We start from the raw sequence: 16,098 nt of genomic DNA, 5'->3' as shown, positions 1-16,098 counted from the left end.
CCACTCCCCACTCCCCACTAAAAGCAGCGTCTTGGCTAAGAAAGCATTAAAATACATTAAGTAAATTGCTTTTTTAACTTTGGTTGCTGCTAAGGCAAAGATAGTATATGACTGACGTTCCCGCAGTTCGCATTCGCAATTTTTGTATTATTGCTCACATCGACCACGGGAAATCAACCCTCGCCGATCGCTTGCTGCAAGCCACTGGCACTGTTGAAGACCGGCAGATGAAGGAACAGTTTCTCGACAATATGGACTTAGAACGGGAGCGCGGCATTACAATTAAGCTGCAAGCTGCCCGGATGAACTACACAGCCAAGGATGGTCAGCAATATGTGTTGAACCTAATTGACACTCCGGGTCACGTAGATTTTTCTTATGAGGTGTCGCGCTCTCTTGTTGCTTGTGAAGGAGCGCTATTGGTAGTAGATGCGTCCCAAGGAGTAGAGGCGCAAACTTTGGCAAATGTATATTTAGCGTTAGAGAGTAACCTGGAAATTATTCCGGTTTTGAATAAAATTGATTTGCCTGGGGCTGAACCAGAACGGGTAATTGGCGAAATTGAAGAAATTATCGGTCTAGATTGCAGTGGTGCGATACTTGCCTCTGCTAAAGAAGGAATTGGTATTGATCAGATTTTAGAAGCAGTTGTCGAGCGGATACCGCCACCGCCCAATACGATCAATGAACGCTTACGAGCATTAATTTTTGATAGCTATTACGACAGCTACCGAGGAGTAATTGTATATTTCCGGGTGATGGATGGCACCGTCAAAAAAGGCGATCGCATCCATTTAATGGCATCTGGTAAAGAATTTGAAATTGATGAGTTAGGCATTCTTTCTCCGACTCAAAAGCAAGTTGAAGAACTGCACGCTGGCGAAGTAGGCTATTTGGGAGCATCAATTAGAGCTGTAGCTGATGCAAGAGTAGGAGACACAATTACCCTAAGTAAGGCGAAAGCAGAGACACCTTTACCAGGCTACGCAGAAGCGAACCCGATGGTTTATTGCGGGATGTTCCCCATTGATGCTGACCAATTTGAAGACTTGCGGGAAGCCCTAGAAAAGCTCGAACTCAACGATGCAGCGCTACACTACGAACCAGAAACTTCGAGCGCGATGGGGTTTGGCTTCCGTTGCGGATTCTTGGGTTTGCTGCACATGGAAATTGTCCAAGAACGTCTAGAGCGGGAGTATAACTTAGATTTAATCATTACAGCCCCCTCGGTGGTTTATAAGGTGATTACCCTGAAAGGAGAGGAACTGTACATCGATAATCCTAGCCGCTTACCTTCTCCCAACGATCGCGAAAGAATTGAAGAACCCTACGTCCAAGTAGAAATGATTACGCCGGAAACCTATGTCGGCGCTTTGATGGAGTTGTCACAAAATCGCCGGGGCATCTTCAAGGATATGAGATATCTCGCCCAAGGAAGAACCACACTCACTTACGAGCTACCCTTGGCGGAAGTTGTGACTGACTTTTTTGACCAGATGAAATCGCGATCGCGCGGTTACGCCAGCATGGAATATCATCTCATTGGCTACCGTGAAAATCCTCTGGTGAAGCTAGATATTATGATCAACGGCGATCCCGTAGATTCCTTAGCGATGATTGTGCACCGAGATAAAGCTTACAACGTCGGGCGATCGATGGCAGAAAAACTCAAAGAACTGATTCCCCGCCATCAATTCAAGGTGCCAATTCAAGCGTCTATCGGCAGTAAAGTTATCGCCAGCGAACACATTCCCGCCTTGCGGAAAGATGTGCTAGCCAAATGCTACGGTGGTGACATCAGCCGTAAAAAGAAACTCTTACAGAAGCAAGCAAAAGGTAAAAAGCGGATGAAATCTGTAGGTACAGTGGACGTACCCCAAGAAGCCTTTATGGCAGTACTGCGCTTGGATCAAAACTAACTTAATAGTGGTTAAGTACAGCTTTGCGAACCTTTGCGCTTCCCTCTGCGTCCCTCTGCGTTTAAATTTCCCCTTTGAATTCACTACAATTTTCCGCAAAGCTGTACTTAGGGACTTCTCTCTAAATTTATGTATGGGGATTTTGAATTGGGAGCGACGTAACTTTGGTCGCCTCCAGCAGCTTAACGCTGGCATAGATAGCATTAATATAAGGTGTGAGAATCATATCGCAGTATTTGGGATTCAAAGGTGCAGCAGTGCCACACAAAGCAGCAGCTAAAAAGGTAATGGCCATTGGTGAACCGTTAGTCATGGCAATGGCAAGGCGTTCTCCCTTTTCCAATCCAAAGCTGCTGAGTTGGGATACCAGTTCAACAACATTGTCGCGCAATTGCTTATGGGTTAGCGATCGCCCGTCAGCCGTGATTAAGCTTGGATGATTGTCTTCCCCTGCTAATATCTCAAATAAGTTCATTAGTTTTTCTTATCGGTCAAAAGATAGATTGAGTCAGTTCTAAAGAATGCAGTATACTAAATCTCAAATACAGATTAATGCTAATTAGCTATGAGTCCAATGCAAATTACTATGTTAGGCGAATGCTTGGAGCGCCAAGGTGGAATAGTTTCTGTAGAAAAGCTCATCATTGAAGAGGCTACTTCTGATATTCAAATTAAACATATTACTACTTTACCGAATGGTTCTGCTGTCCATAAAATATTAGTATTTTTGCAGGCAATAGTTGAGTTATTTTGGAGCTTATTAAATAGAAAAGCCGACCTAATCCATATTCATCTTTCAGATAGAGGTAGCGCTTTTCGTCACTCAATCACTACTCTTATTAGTTGGGTATTTCAAAAACCAGTAATTATTCATGCTCATAGTGCTGACTTTCATTTGTTTTACTCTAAACTTCCTCAAGGTCTTAAGCAATGGCTCAGTTGGTCATTTTGTAAATGTACTCGTTTTATTGTTTTGTCAGATAGCTGGAAAAAATTCTATGTTGAAAATCTTGGTTTGAAGTCCGAGCAAGTTATTGTTCTTCCTAACCCGGTAAAAATTCCGGCACAAATCCCACAACGTCTAGATTCCAAGCAAGTATTTTTTTTATTTTTAGGGCGCATTGGTCAGCGCAAAGGTGCATTTGATTTAATTCAGGCATTTGCCTCTATATCTCCTGATCAACAAAGTCGAGCCAAGTTGACTATGGCGGGAGATGGAGATGGAGAACAAGCTCGTAGTTTGATTCAAACTCTAAATCTAACTGACTACATTACTATCCTTGACTGGGTAGACCAAGAAAAACGCGACGAGCTTTTAGCTAAAGCTAATGTATTTGTGCTACCTTCCTACAACGAAGGTTTGCCGATGGCACTGTTAGAAGCAATGAGTTGGGGTTTAGCAGTTATCACTACTCCAGTAGGAGGAATACCTGAGATAGTTACTCAAGATCAGAATGGTTTATTAGTGAATCCTGGGGATATTCAACAATTGTCAGAAGCAATGCAATCATTAATTGCAGATGATAATTTGAGAACATTTCTGGGAAGTAATGCACGTGTCAGGGTTAAACATTTGGATATAAAGGATTATCTTGCATCTTTAAAACATATTTATGCGTCAGTTATAGGTTTAGAACAACAGCTAAAATTCCAGTAACACCGTTTATTGTCTAAAAGACATTTATAAGCAAATGCAGACATTGCGAATAATTTTTCACTGTACTTACCACAGTTCGTGCGAGGATGATTGTTTAGCAGACATTAATCATGAACTTGATATCATATCGAAACAACTATTTATAATAAAATCCATTTTCGTAGGTTGGGTTACACTAAATTCTAACAAACTAGGTAAATTACAAGTACTTAACCAGACTTAATATGAGCAAGAAAAGTAACAGGATCAAATAGAGCGTGGACTTTTGTGGACTTTTATTGAAGATAAACATTTATCGTGAATCATTTTCAATATCTTAAACTTTTACGAATTTTGGGTGCTATCTAATTAATGAGGTGTATAAATGAAAACCTTTCCTGAAGTGAAGTTGTTTGATACAAGATTCCATAAAGTTAAAGTGCAAGAATTAATCGATTACATAGCAGAAGCAGCAAAAAAGAAAAAAAAGACAATTGTAGGACATGTGAATGTAAGAGCTATGAATTTTGCATATGAAAAGCCTTGGTATCGAGACTTTTTAAATAATGCTGATCTAGTATTTTGCGACGGATTTGGTGTATTGCTAGGAGCTAAATTAAGCGGTTATTCGATACAAGCTGTATATCGCATGACAGCACCAGATTATATAGAAGATTTAGTATTAAAATGTGAAAAAGAAAACGTTTCTTTATTTTTATTAGCTGGAAAACCTGGCGTAGTGGATAAAGCAATTACTAAGTTAGTATCAATTTCTCCCAATTTACGGATACAGGGGCATCATGGTTATTTTGATAAATCAGGAAAAGAAAATGATCTAGTAATAGAAAGAATTAATAACTTTCAACCAGATATTTTATATATTGGTTTTGGTATGCCATTACAGGAAAGCTGGATTTTAGATAACTGCAATAAAATTGAAGCTCGTGTATTTTTACCTCTAGGCGCTTGTCTAGATTTCTACACTGACTCTGTATATCGCGGCCCACGTTGGCTAACTGATAATGGCTTCGAGTGGTTAACGCGCTTAATTACTGAACCTACTCGTCTGTGGGATCGTTATATTGTAGGCAATCCATTGTTTTTATTTCGTGTGCTTAAACAACGAATTACTCAAGGACAGATAGCACGCTGAGGAAACTTTCTCCCAACTTGGCATTGGTACGACTCTGACTGCTGAAAAGTCATAGGACAGGTAAGATATCAAAGCAGCTGCATCATTCCTACAACTCAGTTGATACAAGCTTGTCCTCAACTCTGGGTGAAACTTGATTGACCTGGGATCATAGTTTCATCAAAAAGCTGGCTTTAAATCAGTGAACATCAGGCGTATAGTATTGGAAAAAGAAGTGCCACCAACGCTTTCCATTAATTGTTAATGGTAAAAGTAAAAAGCTAATAGGACTTACGCAAAAATACACGCTGTAGGGCAATTCATGAATTGCCCCTACCTAAAAATCATTCTTTTTGGCTATTGTTTGCGTAAGTCCTGGCTAAAACTAAGTAAATTGCTAATATAAACTGTGTTTGTTGCTATCAGCAATCAGAAAAATTTTTTTAACCAGGCAATACCTTTGCCAAAATAAGAGCCAACAAAAATTTGGGCAAAAATGGCAAAATGACCCATACATAAGCGTTTAGCTTATAAGGTAGCTTGGAATATCAAACCCTTGATACTACGGACAATACGTTAAAAAACCTTGTGGGAAACCTTGAAGGAATTTTTAGGACTTATTGTTTTTGCCAAGCCTCAGAGAAAAGGGAGTTCAGATATCAACTCACCCTCGTAAATTGGCAAAGGTATTGACCAGGTAAACCTAATTAATAAAATATGGATCGTCGGAATTTTCTCAAGTGTACCACTTTAGCAGGATCTAGCTTTGCCTTAGCTAGTTGTGTTCCAAGTATAAATTCCAATTCACAGGATGAAGTTTCTCCCTCAGCGTCGCCTGTAGTAGTAAATGAACCTCTCAAGGTGGGATTTGTTTATGTAGAATCTGTGGGTAATTTTGGCTGGACTTATGCCCATGATTTAGGTCGCAGAGACATGGAAGCTAATCTTCAAGATAAGGTAAAAACTACCTTTGTCGAAAATGTTAACGAAGGTGCTGACGCCCAGAGGGTGATTCGCCAACTAGCGTTAGATGGTAACAAGTTGATTTTCACAACTTCTTTTGGCTACATGAACCCGACAATTAAAGTTGCTAAGGACTTTCCTGATGTTGTCTTTGAACACTGTACAGGATACAAACGTGCTGCCAATGTCGGCACTTATCAGGGACGCTTTGAAGAACCGCGTTACTTAATCGGTATGATTGCTGGCAAGATGACAAAATCAAATGTAGTTGGTTTTATTGGGGCATATCCAATTCCCGAAGGAATTCGGGGAATAAATGCATTCACCCAAGGAGTGCGGGTAATAAATCCTCAAGCCAAAGTTAAGGTACTTTGGGTGCAAAGTTGGTACGATCCAGCTAGGGAGAAAGAAGCAGCTCAAGCTTTGGTCAATTTAGGTGCGGATGTGTTGACGCAGCAGACCGACTCTAGTACCGTTGTCCAATTGGCTGAGGAAAAAGGCATTTATGCTTTTGGCTACAATACTGACATGAGTAAGTTTGGTCAAAAAGCGCACCTTACATCAGTTATTAACAAGTGGGGCAAATTCTATACAGATAAAGCCTTGGCTGTAATAAGTAATACTTGGAAGTCTCAAGAGGTTTGGGATGGTATTGGTGAAGGGATGGTAGATATTTCCCCGATGAATCAAGTGATTCCAGATAATGTACAACAACTAGTGAATGCGAAACGCGATGAGTTTATTCAAGGTACTGCACACCCTTTCGATGGCCCGGTGAAAGACCAAAAAGGGGAGGTGCAAGTACCAAAGGGAAAGGTATTGAATAAACAGGGACAACTGGCAATGAATTGGTATGTTGAAGGAATTGAAGAGTCAATTTCCAATGATAAACCCTAATACTACTCAGCAATGCTAGGATTTACGCTTTTAGCTAATAAAGGTACTATTAATAGGACTTACGCAAAACTACACGCTGTAGGGGCAATTCATGAATTGCCCCTACCTGAAAATCAAGGTTTCGGCTATTGTTTGCGTAAGTCCTGATTAAGTAGGAATTAGATATAGCAATCCGATTTGATTTTTGAACTTATCTGGGTAGGCAGGCAAGAGGCAAGAGGCAACGGGAAAGAATGCTCTTTGATCTGTACGGAGTTTTTTCAGAAATCAAATCATAGTCCTATATCTGTATTAATTTCTATCAGCTTTTGCCGAGAAGACAAACCTGATTTAATTTTGATATGAGATTTGGCGACATCAAATTTATTTGCTAGTAGTTTAATTAACTCTTCATTGGCCTTACCATCAACTGGTGGCGATTTTAAATACACAGTCAGACTGCCATCAGATTGTTCTTCAATTTTTTGCTGTTTTGAATTAGGTTTAACCTTAACTTTTTTTTGCATAACCATTCTGACTCCTTAATTCTGAATTCTGCTGTGGTAGATAATTTGTCTTTTAAGACGCGATTTATCGCGTCTCTACGTGAGGGCTTTGGGCTTATCTGAACTGTACTATTTTATAACTACAACTTCAGTCGTCAGTATTTATACAAGATAATTCTTAAATTTACAAATTTGAATAATAAATTAGTAGCTAATTACTCATTAAAAAATAAAAATCACTTGCAACTCCCATTTTTGCTCTTGGCGAACAATTTCAATTTGCCTGATAAATTCTCGAAAGTAAAATCGTCGTTCTGTTTCCGACAAATCTAACCAAAATTGGGCAATAGAAACAGCTTGAGCAACAGAACGCAAGTTAACGGGGGGGAGAGTTGCCAACTTTGCTTCGAGTGCAGAAATTTCTGTACGGACTTTGTAAGCCCTTAACTTGGCTGTTTGGGCATCTAAAATTCCAGTTTCGATTAAAGCAGGTAACTGAGTGAGTATTTCTTGCTGACGAGCGATCGCTTCCCCTAAACTATTCTTCATTGCATCCAATTGCGGAAAATTCATCCCCGCCACAGCTAAGGGTAAGTCACGGCAAACCGTTTCAATTGTATGTTCTAAAACCTCTTGGTAGGAAATAGCCCGACACTTGGGGCGTTGAGGACAGCTAATAGAACGTAAATAAAGATACTCCTGATCTTGGTTGCGTTGGGTAACACGGGTAACTGTCAGATGTGACTTACACTCACTACAGACAACCAATCCAGCTAAAGAACGCCTAGCACTAGCAGTCCGGGATGGTAAACGGCTGTTACGGCGTAAAAGTCGGTCAACTTGGGCAGCTTCTTCTTTTGAAATTATCGGAATATGAGTATTGGAGATAATTTCATCATTTTGGTAAGCTGTATTGCCGCGATAAACTGGATTAGTTAGCCAGCGCCGTCCAGTAGTGACAGAGATTTTCTTGCCGTATTTTTTCGCCAAGTAACGGACTGAACCCCGCAGGGAACCATAGAGTAAAAAGTGTTCAAAAAAATCTTTGACCACTGGTGAAGTACTGCGGTCAATGATATATTTTCCTTTACCTCTGCGATAGCCATAAGGAACTTTGCCGGGTGGGGGTGCAACATCGAGACGATTACGGGCGTGTCCTTGACGAATGCGACGACTACGTTGCTGACGTTGGATTGCGTGTAGCAAATTCAGCAAATCAGCGCCCAGAGGGTAGTTTTTGGAAGTGTAGGGCTGTTCAGTGGCGATTATTGCTACTCCCATTGCTTCGAGTTCGTGAAGGCGATCGCTCACTTCCTCTACAGTATCCCCCAATTCTTCCAACCGACGAATCAACAGATAATCTGCTGGTTCAGTTTGGCAATCGATGAATAATTGTTGTAATTGCGTTCGCGCAGCGTGTCCGCAGGACTCTCGCGCAGCGTGTTCGTAAGACTCTTGCTTGCCCAAATCTTCATAAACCCGATCTACTTCCCATCCCCAATCGGCTTGATCAAGAGAAGATTCCAATAGCGGATCAGTGTAAGAATAGGCAATGATTTTCACTTGTCCCCTTGTCCCCTCACTCCTGACTCATCTCGATAATATTCCCATCAGGGTCTTGAGTGAAGAGAGCAGCGCGACCCGATGCACTGGTTTGAATAAGATAATTGTAATTGAGCAACTCCTGTTTGGCGGTATCTAAGTCAGCAACCGAGAAGGCGACATGGGGATTACGTCCCCATTTTTCGTTTGGATTTTCGGTGGGAACAATGGTTGCAACTATCAGGTGAATTTGATAGTTGCCGACTTGATACCATGCACCAGGGTAGTTTAGTGAGCGATTTATTTTGGATAACCCCAATACTTTGCCATAAAATTGTTCGGAGCGTTCTAAGTCAGTCACAAGAATTGCTGTATGGAGACTTTGGGTAATCTGCATTGTCGGTAAGATGCCATCGAGTTTATTTAGATTCTGATTATTATTGTTTTGTATATTCTCAATATTAGCTGGAATATTTTTTGCGAATATACATAAATTTAGATTTTACTAAATTTAGCTTTCTATCAATCAACATGCACATCACGTTAATGGTGTGCATCTGTGGTTAGATAAATTAAATTTTTAAGCAACAGCAAATCCAGTATATTTTCTAACATTATGTTCGTGAAATCCTAAAACAATATCTTCTTTAGGGATACCTGCTTGAACAAGTTCATTTGCAATACCATTTTCCGTATTATCGCACTGAATCCAAACTTTACTGTGAATTATTTCGACATGGATTAAACAGCTATGCAGGTGTTGTTTATCATCCCAGCCCTCAGAAATAATTAGATATTGATCATTTTCTGAGTCAAATGCCGCTCGATTACGGATATTAGCATTTGCATAGGAAATATTGAGATATGCTGCAAGTGTGTTACGGATTATATTTCGGTAAAGCTCTAGTTTATCCACTTGGTATAATTTTTGAGGCTGGGCATTACCCAGCCTACTGTTTGCTATTTGAAATTAATCTGCGCTTGTGACATTGATGTGAAAGTTATCGAAGTTAGCGATCGCTTCTTGTAATTTATCCAAAACTTGATGAACAGAAATACTACCTAAGTCTCCAGAAGCGCGGGTACGGATACTTAAGGTGTTAGTTTCCACTTCCTTAGCTCCCACAACTGCCATCACAGGTATTTTATCTTTCTCTGCATTGCGAATCTGTTTACCCAAGCGATCGCCACTGGTATCAACTTCTGCACGGATGCCCAATGTTCTCATCTTCGTTACCACATCTTTAGCAAAGTCTAGCTGTGTATCACCCACTGGTAGTAATCTAGCTTGCACTGGCGCTAACCACAAAGGAAAATCACCCGCATATTCTTCAATTAAGATCCCAATTAGCCGTTCCAGTGAACCAAAAGGCGCACGGTGAATCATCACTGGGCGTTTGCGAACACCATCTTCGGCAACGTATTCCAAATCAAAGCGTTCTGGCAAATTATAATCCACCTGCACAGTTCCTAATTGCCACTCCCGATCTAGGGCATCACTAAAGATAAAGTCGAGTTTTGGCCCATAAAATGCCGCTTCTCCAATTCCCTCAAAATGTTCCATCCCCAAGGTTTCAACTGCACGACGAATTGCACCTTCGGCTTTGTCCCAAACTTCATCGGAACCGATGTACTTATCACTAGCTGGATCGCGGAAACTGAGTCTAGCTTTAAAGTTCTTTAGTTGCAGACTATTGAACACCGACAAAATCAAATCTACCACGCTGAGGAATTCACTATCTAGCTGTTCTGGGGTGACGAACAAATGAGAATCATCCACAGTAAAACCGCGTACTCGCGTTAAACCGCCCAATTCCCCTGATTTTTCGTAGCGATAAACGGTGCCAAACTCTGCCAAGCGCATCGGTAGTTCTCGATAAGAGCGTAACTCACTCTTATATATTTGGATGTGGAAGGGGCAGTTCATCGGTTTCATGACGAAACCCTGTTCCTGTGCAGCAGCTTCTTGATCATCTGCCATTAGGGGGAACATATCTTCTTTATATTTTTGCCAGTGTCCAGAGGTTTTAAATAAATCTACTCTGGCAATATGAGGCGTTACCACAGACAAATAACCCCGTTTTACCTGTTCCTGTTTGAGGAAGTCTTCCAAAGTACTCCGCAACAGAGTACCTTTGGGAGTCCACAAAGGTAAACCCGGCCCCACTTGGTCAGAAAATATAAATAATCCTAGTTCCTTACCAAGTTTTCGATGATCTCGCCGCAGCGCTTCTTCTTTTCGCCGTTTATACTCAGTCAGTTGTTCGGGATTTTCCCAAGCGGTAGCATAGATGCGTTGTAGTTGGGCTTTGGTTTCATCTCCACGCCAGTAAGCCCCAGCAACACTTTCTAATTCAATTGCCTTGGGGTTTAATTCATTGGTATTTTCCACATGAGGCCCCGCACACAAATCCCACCATTCATTTCCTAAGTGGTAAATTGTGATCGGTTCCTGTTTAATATCTGACAGGATTTCTAGTTTGTAAGGTTCCTTGATTTCTTGAATGCGGCGTTCGGCTTCTTCACGGCTGACTTCTTCTCGAATTACTGGCAGTTTGCGATTGATAATCTTCACCATCTCTTTTTTGATGGTTTTGAGATCATTTTCGCTAAATGGTTCTGGACTGTCGAAATCATAGTAAAATCCGTTTTCAATCCAAGGACCGATTGTGACTTGTACCTTGGGAAACAGCTTTTGTACTGCCATTGCCATGACATGGGAAGCAGTGTGGCGAATCTTTTTTAACGTCTCCGATTCGCTGGTACGCGGCAAATAAATTTTTTCAACTTGTTCTGATTGATCTGGCTGATCTGATGATTTTGGCGACATTGGCTGCTGAACCATTGGCAAAGTGATTACAAAAGGTAATTTATACGATGTGTACGGCTTCTTCAACTATAACGATTTTGATTTTTGCCAGTTTGGCTTTATTTTCCAACTGCTGAATTAATTTATAATCGGGTATGAAGATAAATTTTTGATTGATTACCTCTAAATGAAATTCAGGATTCTACGCATAGGCGTAGCCCGTCGTAGACATCGCTAAATTATCTTATAAATTGCAACTCAGTTTCAGCTATACCTGTTGATATACAGACGTTTCTCCAAAATAACTGCACAAACGCAACACCAAAATCATACATCATACAGTAGATTGTGTACTTTTTGTTACATATTTATCCATTCTTGGAATTGTCAGAGAAATAAGAAAATTGTTAAGAAACGTAAATAACGTTAATATTAGTAAGAAAGTTGAAAATATGCTTCTTATTTATGCAAAACTCAAATTTACCAGGTGCTGAGTTGCTGAAAACGGTTTTAGAACCCCTGCTGGAAGATTTTCAGCATTGGTTCACGCGATCGCGTAATTTACTAGAAACGGAGCGACTCTCATTTATGAGTCACCAAGAGCAATCTGCCTTACTCTTGCGGGTTAAGCAGGCACAGAATGAACTAAACACGGTGAAGATGCTGTTTAACGCTACTGATAAACAAGTCGGGATTGATATGGCAACGTTAATGCCTTGGCATGAATTAGTAACAGAATGCTGGAATGTCGCAATGCGCTTTCGTCAAGAGCGTGAAAACTAACCAGCAGACAAGAGCATCTGCTAATTTTCTGCAAACTGCCTAGCGATGTCTAACGACAAGCCGTCCGGGTGACCCTCCTACTTCGTTACCGCAAGACGCTCGTTCGCCCTTGGTGTCTATGTAAAACGGTAGGTAAGTCGTCAGTCGAAGACATAGTACAAAATTCTTAACATTTTTTTAACATCATTTGGATTAACAAAATAATGTATCCTATGTTACCGTAAGTGGAATAACGGTTGACAAATAGCTTCATATAAATGTAACCGCACAAAGAGTGCATCAAATACTCGTCTTAACTGTGACTCACAGTATCGCCGAAGCAAAGCGTTAAAAAATAAAGTTTTAAAATTACTGCTCTGGAGGAAAACCCAATGTTACATTTACTTTACATTCTTGCTTTTACAATCCTTGCATTTATAGCTGTTGGCAACTTAATTCGTAACCTGATCATGTTCAGTTTTGATCGAGAGCGAACTTACCCGGCCAATTCCTCGCCAGCGAACAATCAAGGCAACTATGGTTATTATTCATCAAAAAAACAGTTTGTACCGCATCCAGAGTTATTAGATAGTGCGGGAAACTTAATTAAAGAGCCACTTTTAGTAATGCGTTCGATTAACGTTGAAGATGCGCGTCAACATCTTGATGCACTTTACGAAGCATCCCCAGGACATAAAAATGAAAATTCAGAGGAAGCGTAAAAGTTAAAAGTTAGGATGTTAATTATTGTTGTTTATTCTTTAAAAATCCCTCCAACCTCCCTTGAAGAGAGGGTTGGAGGGATTAAGTCTTAACTCAACCTTATTCCTTTATGAGGAATAAGCATCCATTGGCAGACAAGAGCAAACAAAATTCCTATCGCCAAAGGCTGCATCAATACGACCAACAGCAGGCCAGAATTTATGCTCACGAGTCCAAGGCGCAGGGTAAGCAGCTTGTTCACGAGAATAAGAATGCTGCCATTCTCCGATGATAAGGGTTTCGGCGGTGTGGGGTGCGTTTTTCAACATATTATCTTGGGTATCCACCTTACCTAATTCAATTTCGGCAATTTCTTGGCGAATAGAAATCAACGCATCGCAGAAACGATCCAACTCTTGTTTAGATTCACTTTCTGTAGGTTCCACCATGATTGTACCTGCTACAGGCCAGGAGACAGTGGGCGCGTGGAAACCATAATCTATGAGACGCTTGGCAACATCATCGATTTCGATCGCAGCTGATTTTTTGAGCGATCGCAAATCTAAAATACATTCATGGGCAACTAAACCATTTTTACCCTGATACAAAACCGGATAGTACGATTCCAGTTTCTTGGCGATGTAGTTAGCGTTGAGAATCGCCACTTTAGTTGCTTGGGTTAAACCCGCTTCACCCATCATCGCAATGTACATCCAAGAAATCACCAAGATACTAGCACTACCCCAAGGCGCAGCAGCAACCGCACCAATATTAGAGTGCTGAGTGCTGAGTGCTGTTAGCGGTAGCGGGGCGTTTAGCCCGTGCTGAGTTGAGTTGTTGATAGTGACAACAGGGTGTCCAGGAAGAAAAGGCACCAAATGAGAGGCGACACCAATAGGCCCCATACCAGGGCCACCGCCACCATGAGGAATACAGAAGGTTTTGTGTAGATTCAAGTGACAAACATCCGCGCCAATATCCCCAGGACGGCAAATTCCCACTTGGGCGTTCATATTTGCCCCATCCATGTAAACTTGTCCACCGTGACTATGGACAACAGCGCAGATTTCCTGAATTGGCTCCTCAAAAACGCCGTGAGTCGAGGGATATGTCACCATCAAGGCAGCCAGTTCATTACTATGTTTTTCTGCCTTAGCCTTCAGGTCATCTAGGTCAATATTACCTTGTGAGTCACAGGCAACGGCCACCACCTTCATCCCGCACATTACCGCACTCGCTGGGTTTGTTCCATGTGCCGAAGTGGGAATCAAACAAACATTGCGGTGTCCTTCGCCCCGATTTTCGTGATACTGACGAATTACCAAAAGTCCGGCATATTCGCCCTGAGAACCAGCATTTGGTTGCAGAGAAATTCCAGCAAACCCGGTAATTTCAGCTAACCATGCCTCAAGTTGCTCAAACAAGATTTGATAACCTTGCGTTTGCGATGGAGGGGCAAATGGATGAATCCTGCCAAACTCCTCCCAAGTTACCGGAATCATCTCAGCTGTCGCATTCAACTTCATCGTGCATGACCCCAAAGGAATCATTGATGTCGTTAGCGACAAGTCCTTGCTTTCTAGCTTGTGCAGATAGCGCAACAACTCAGTTTCTGAGTGATAGCGATTAAAGACTGGGTGGGTGAGATATGTACTTGTACGGGAGAGAGAGAGATGGGGAAGAGAGGGAGAAGTTAATTCTTCTAGGGTAAAAGGTAAATCATCTGTACCAGCAAAAATCTGCCAGAGGTCGATTAAGTCTTCTGGTGTAGTTGTTTCATCCAACGAGATACCAACAGCAGTTGCATCAAAAACCCGCAGGTTAATTTGAAGTTGTTCGCTAGCTGCCAGAATATCTTCTAAATTCTGTGTTCCCAGTTCTACTCGCAGCGTATCAAAGAAATCTTTGGAACTGATGCTGTAACCTAAACGCTTTAGTCCTTCTGCTAGTAACACCGTCAAAGAGTGGATGTTTTCAGCAATTTGCTTTAGTCCATCTGGCCCATGATAAACGGCGTACATACCCGCCATTACCGCCAGTAGCACCTGTGCAGTACAAATATTACTAGTAGCTTTTTCGCGGCGGATGTGCTGTTCGCGGGTTTGCAGGGCAAGACGTAATGCAGGCTTACCTTGTGCATCTTTTGATACTCCCACAATTCGCCCTGGAACCAGCCGCTTATACTCTTCCTTCGTAGCAAAGTATGCCGCGTGAGGCCCCCCAAACCCCAAGGGAATACCGAAGCGCTGGGTACTGCCGACAGCAATATCAGCGCCAAATTCCCCAGGAGGAGTCAGCAAAGTTAAGCTTAAGGGATCTGCTGCTACCGTCACCAATGCACCCTTAGCATGGGCTTTTTCTATAAAAGCGCGGTAGTCGTAAATAGTGCCATTACTTGCCGGATATTGCAGAACAGCCCCAAAAATTGGTTGATCAAAATCAAATGTCTGATGATCACCAACAATGATATTAATCCCTAATGGTTCAGCGCGTGTTTGCAACACATCAATAGTTTGGGGATGACAGTCACGAGAAACAAAATAGGCATTTGCCTGATTTTTACAAACACCATAGCTTAGGCTCATTGCTTCAGCTGCTGCTGTAGCTTCATCGAGTAACGAGGCATTGGCGATTTCCAAACCTGTTAAGTCGATAATCAGGGTTTGGAAATTGAGCAGCGCTTCTAATCGTCCTTGGGCAATTTCTGGCTGATAAGGAGTGTAGGCAGTATACCAACCGGGGTTTTCTAGGATGTTACGCCCAATCACAGGTGGGGTAATACTGTCGTAATATCCCATACCGATGAATGAACGAAAAACCTGATTTTTGCCAGCAACTTTTTTTAACCATGCCAGTGCTGCGTACTCACTTTCTGCTTCTGGTAACTTTAGCGGTTGCTTCAGCCTGATTGCCTGCGGAACTGTTTGGTCGATTAGGGCATCTAGGCTGCCAAACCCCAAAACCTTAAGCATTTGCTGGATGTCATCGGAGTTAGGGCCAATGTGTCTTGGCACAAAACTACTTAACTTCTGACTTTTTTCGTCCAGCACTTGCTGCTCATTAAACTTGACAATAGGAGCGTGTGATACCACAGATTATTCTCCAAATGGTAATATTTTATATTTTGCAATAAATACTCATGATAAGTAGGTGTAACTTCTCGGTTCATCTAATTTTCATGACTTATCTTCGGGCAGAGTGGGAGATAGGAGAGACAAGGAAGAAAATTTTACCTCGTCCCCCTCGTCCCC

At 41.6% G+C, this 16,098-nt stretch carries 13 protein-coding genes; 6 read left to right on the top strand and 7 right to left on the bottom strand.

From position 1 onward, the window contains the following. Window positions 1-107 precede the first annotated feature (107 nt). On the top strand, window positions 108-1,919 hold the full coding sequence (gene lepA, locus F8S12_RS19975) for a translation elongation factor 4 (protein WP_196517837.1): 1,812 nt from the start codon (window positions 108-110) through the stop codon (window positions 1,917-1,919). Between the two features lie 127 nt (window positions 1,920-2,046). Here lepA and F8S12_RS19970 read toward each other — a convergent pair whose 3' ends face one another. Further along, window positions 2,047-2,394 carry an AMP-binding protein gene (locus tag F8S12_RS19970; protein ID WP_230968133.1) on the bottom strand — a complete coding sequence of 116 codons (348 nt, stop codon included), beginning with the start codon at window positions 2,392-2,394 and terminating at the stop codon, window positions 2,047-2,049. Window positions 2,395-2,484: 90 nt separating this feature from the next. Here F8S12_RS19970 and F8S12_RS19965 point away from each other — a divergent pair, with 90 nt between their 5' ends. From F8S12_RS19965 to F8S12_RS19955, 3 genes are all read left to right on the top strand, one after another. Continuing rightward, a complete protein-coding gene (locus F8S12_RS19965) occupies window positions 2,485-3,576 on the top strand; it encodes a glycosyltransferase family 4 protein (RefSeq protein WP_196517836.1) in 1,092 nt (363 codons plus the stop codon). A 364-nt stretch (window positions 3,577-3,940) separates the two neighbouring features. After that, window positions 3,941-4,708 (top strand): WecB/TagA/CpsF family glycosyltransferase, encoded by a 768-nt coding sequence (locus F8S12_RS19960; protein ID WP_196517835.1) that lies wholly within the window; start codon window positions 3,941-3,943, stop codon window positions 4,706-4,708. Window positions 4,709-5,404: 696 nt separating this feature from the next. Further along, window positions 5,405-6,547, top strand: coding sequence for a BMP family ABC transporter substrate-binding protein (locus tag F8S12_RS19955; protein WP_196517834.1), 1,143 nt, complete (start codon window positions 5,405-5,407; stop codon window positions 6,545-6,547). Window positions 6,548-6,819: 272 nt separating this feature from the next. Here the strand turns inward: F8S12_RS19955 and F8S12_RS19950 are convergent, their stop codons facing one another. The 5 genes from F8S12_RS19950 to thrS all read right to left on the bottom strand — a co-directional run bounded on the left by F8S12_RS19950 (window position 6,820) and on the right by thrS (window position 11,419). Next, entirely contained in the window at window positions 6,820-7,053 is a 234-nt protein-coding gene (locus F8S12_RS19950; RefSeq protein WP_196517833.1) for a DUF167 domain-containing protein, read from the bottom strand. Window positions 7,054-7,254: 201 nt separating this feature from the next. Then, window positions 7,255-8,595 carry a recombinase family protein gene (locus F8S12_RS19945; protein ID WP_196517832.1) on the bottom strand — a complete coding sequence of 447 codons (1,341 nt, stop codon included), beginning with the start codon at window positions 8,593-8,595 and terminating at the stop codon, window positions 7,255-7,257. Window positions 8,596-8,611: 16 nt separating this feature from the next. Beyond that, window positions 8,612-8,971, bottom strand: coding sequence for a VOC family protein (locus F8S12_RS19940; RefSeq protein WP_196517831.1), 360 nt, complete (start codon window positions 8,969-8,971; stop codon window positions 8,612-8,614). A 183-nt stretch (window positions 8,972-9,154) separates the two neighbouring features. Further along, window positions 9,155-9,490: a XisI protein gene (locus tag F8S12_RS19935; protein WP_196517830.1), complete on the bottom strand. Its 336-nt coding sequence runs from the start codon at window positions 9,488-9,490 to the stop codon at window positions 9,155-9,157. A 54-nt stretch (window positions 9,491-9,544) separates the two neighbouring features. Next, the gene (thrS, locus tag F8S12_RS19930) at window positions 9,545-11,419 is read right to left on the bottom strand and encodes a threonine--tRNA ligase (protein WP_196517829.1); all 1,875 of its coding nucleotides are present in this window, start codon (window positions 11,417-11,419) and stop codon (window positions 9,545-9,547) included. A gap of 429 nt (window positions 11,420-11,848) precedes the next feature. Here thrS and F8S12_RS19925 point away from each other — a divergent pair, with 429 nt between their 5' ends. Both F8S12_RS19925 and F8S12_RS19920 read left to right on the top strand, forming a co-directional pair. Then, window positions 11,849-12,166 (top strand): DUF2605 domain-containing protein, encoded by a 318-nt coding sequence (locus F8S12_RS19925; RefSeq protein ID WP_196517828.1) that lies wholly within the window; start codon window positions 11,849-11,851, stop codon window positions 12,164-12,166. Between the two features lie 371 nt (window positions 12,167-12,537). After that, entirely contained in the window at window positions 12,538-12,867 is a 330-nt protein-coding gene (locus tag F8S12_RS19920) for a DUF2973 domain-containing protein (protein WP_196517827.1), read from the top strand. A gap of 108 nt (window positions 12,868-12,975) precedes the next feature. Here the strand turns inward: F8S12_RS19920 and gcvP are convergent, their stop codons facing one another. After that, window positions 12,976-15,939, bottom strand: a complete 2,964-nt coding sequence (gene gcvP, locus F8S12_RS19915; RefSeq protein ID WP_196517826.1) for an aminomethyl-transferring glycine dehydrogenase — start codon at window positions 15,937-15,939, stop codon at window positions 12,976-12,978. Window positions 15,940-16,098 lie beyond the last annotated feature (159 nt).

Origin of the sequence: Nostoc sp. WHI, from assembly GCF_015714725.1 — a bacterium.
In the GTDB taxonomy this organism is placed as follows: Bacteria; Cyanobacteriota; Cyanobacteriia; order Cyanobacteriales; family Nostocaceae; genus Nostoc.
Note: the sequence above shows the minus strand (reverse complement) of the source record. Positions and strands in the feature narration are given on the sequence as shown.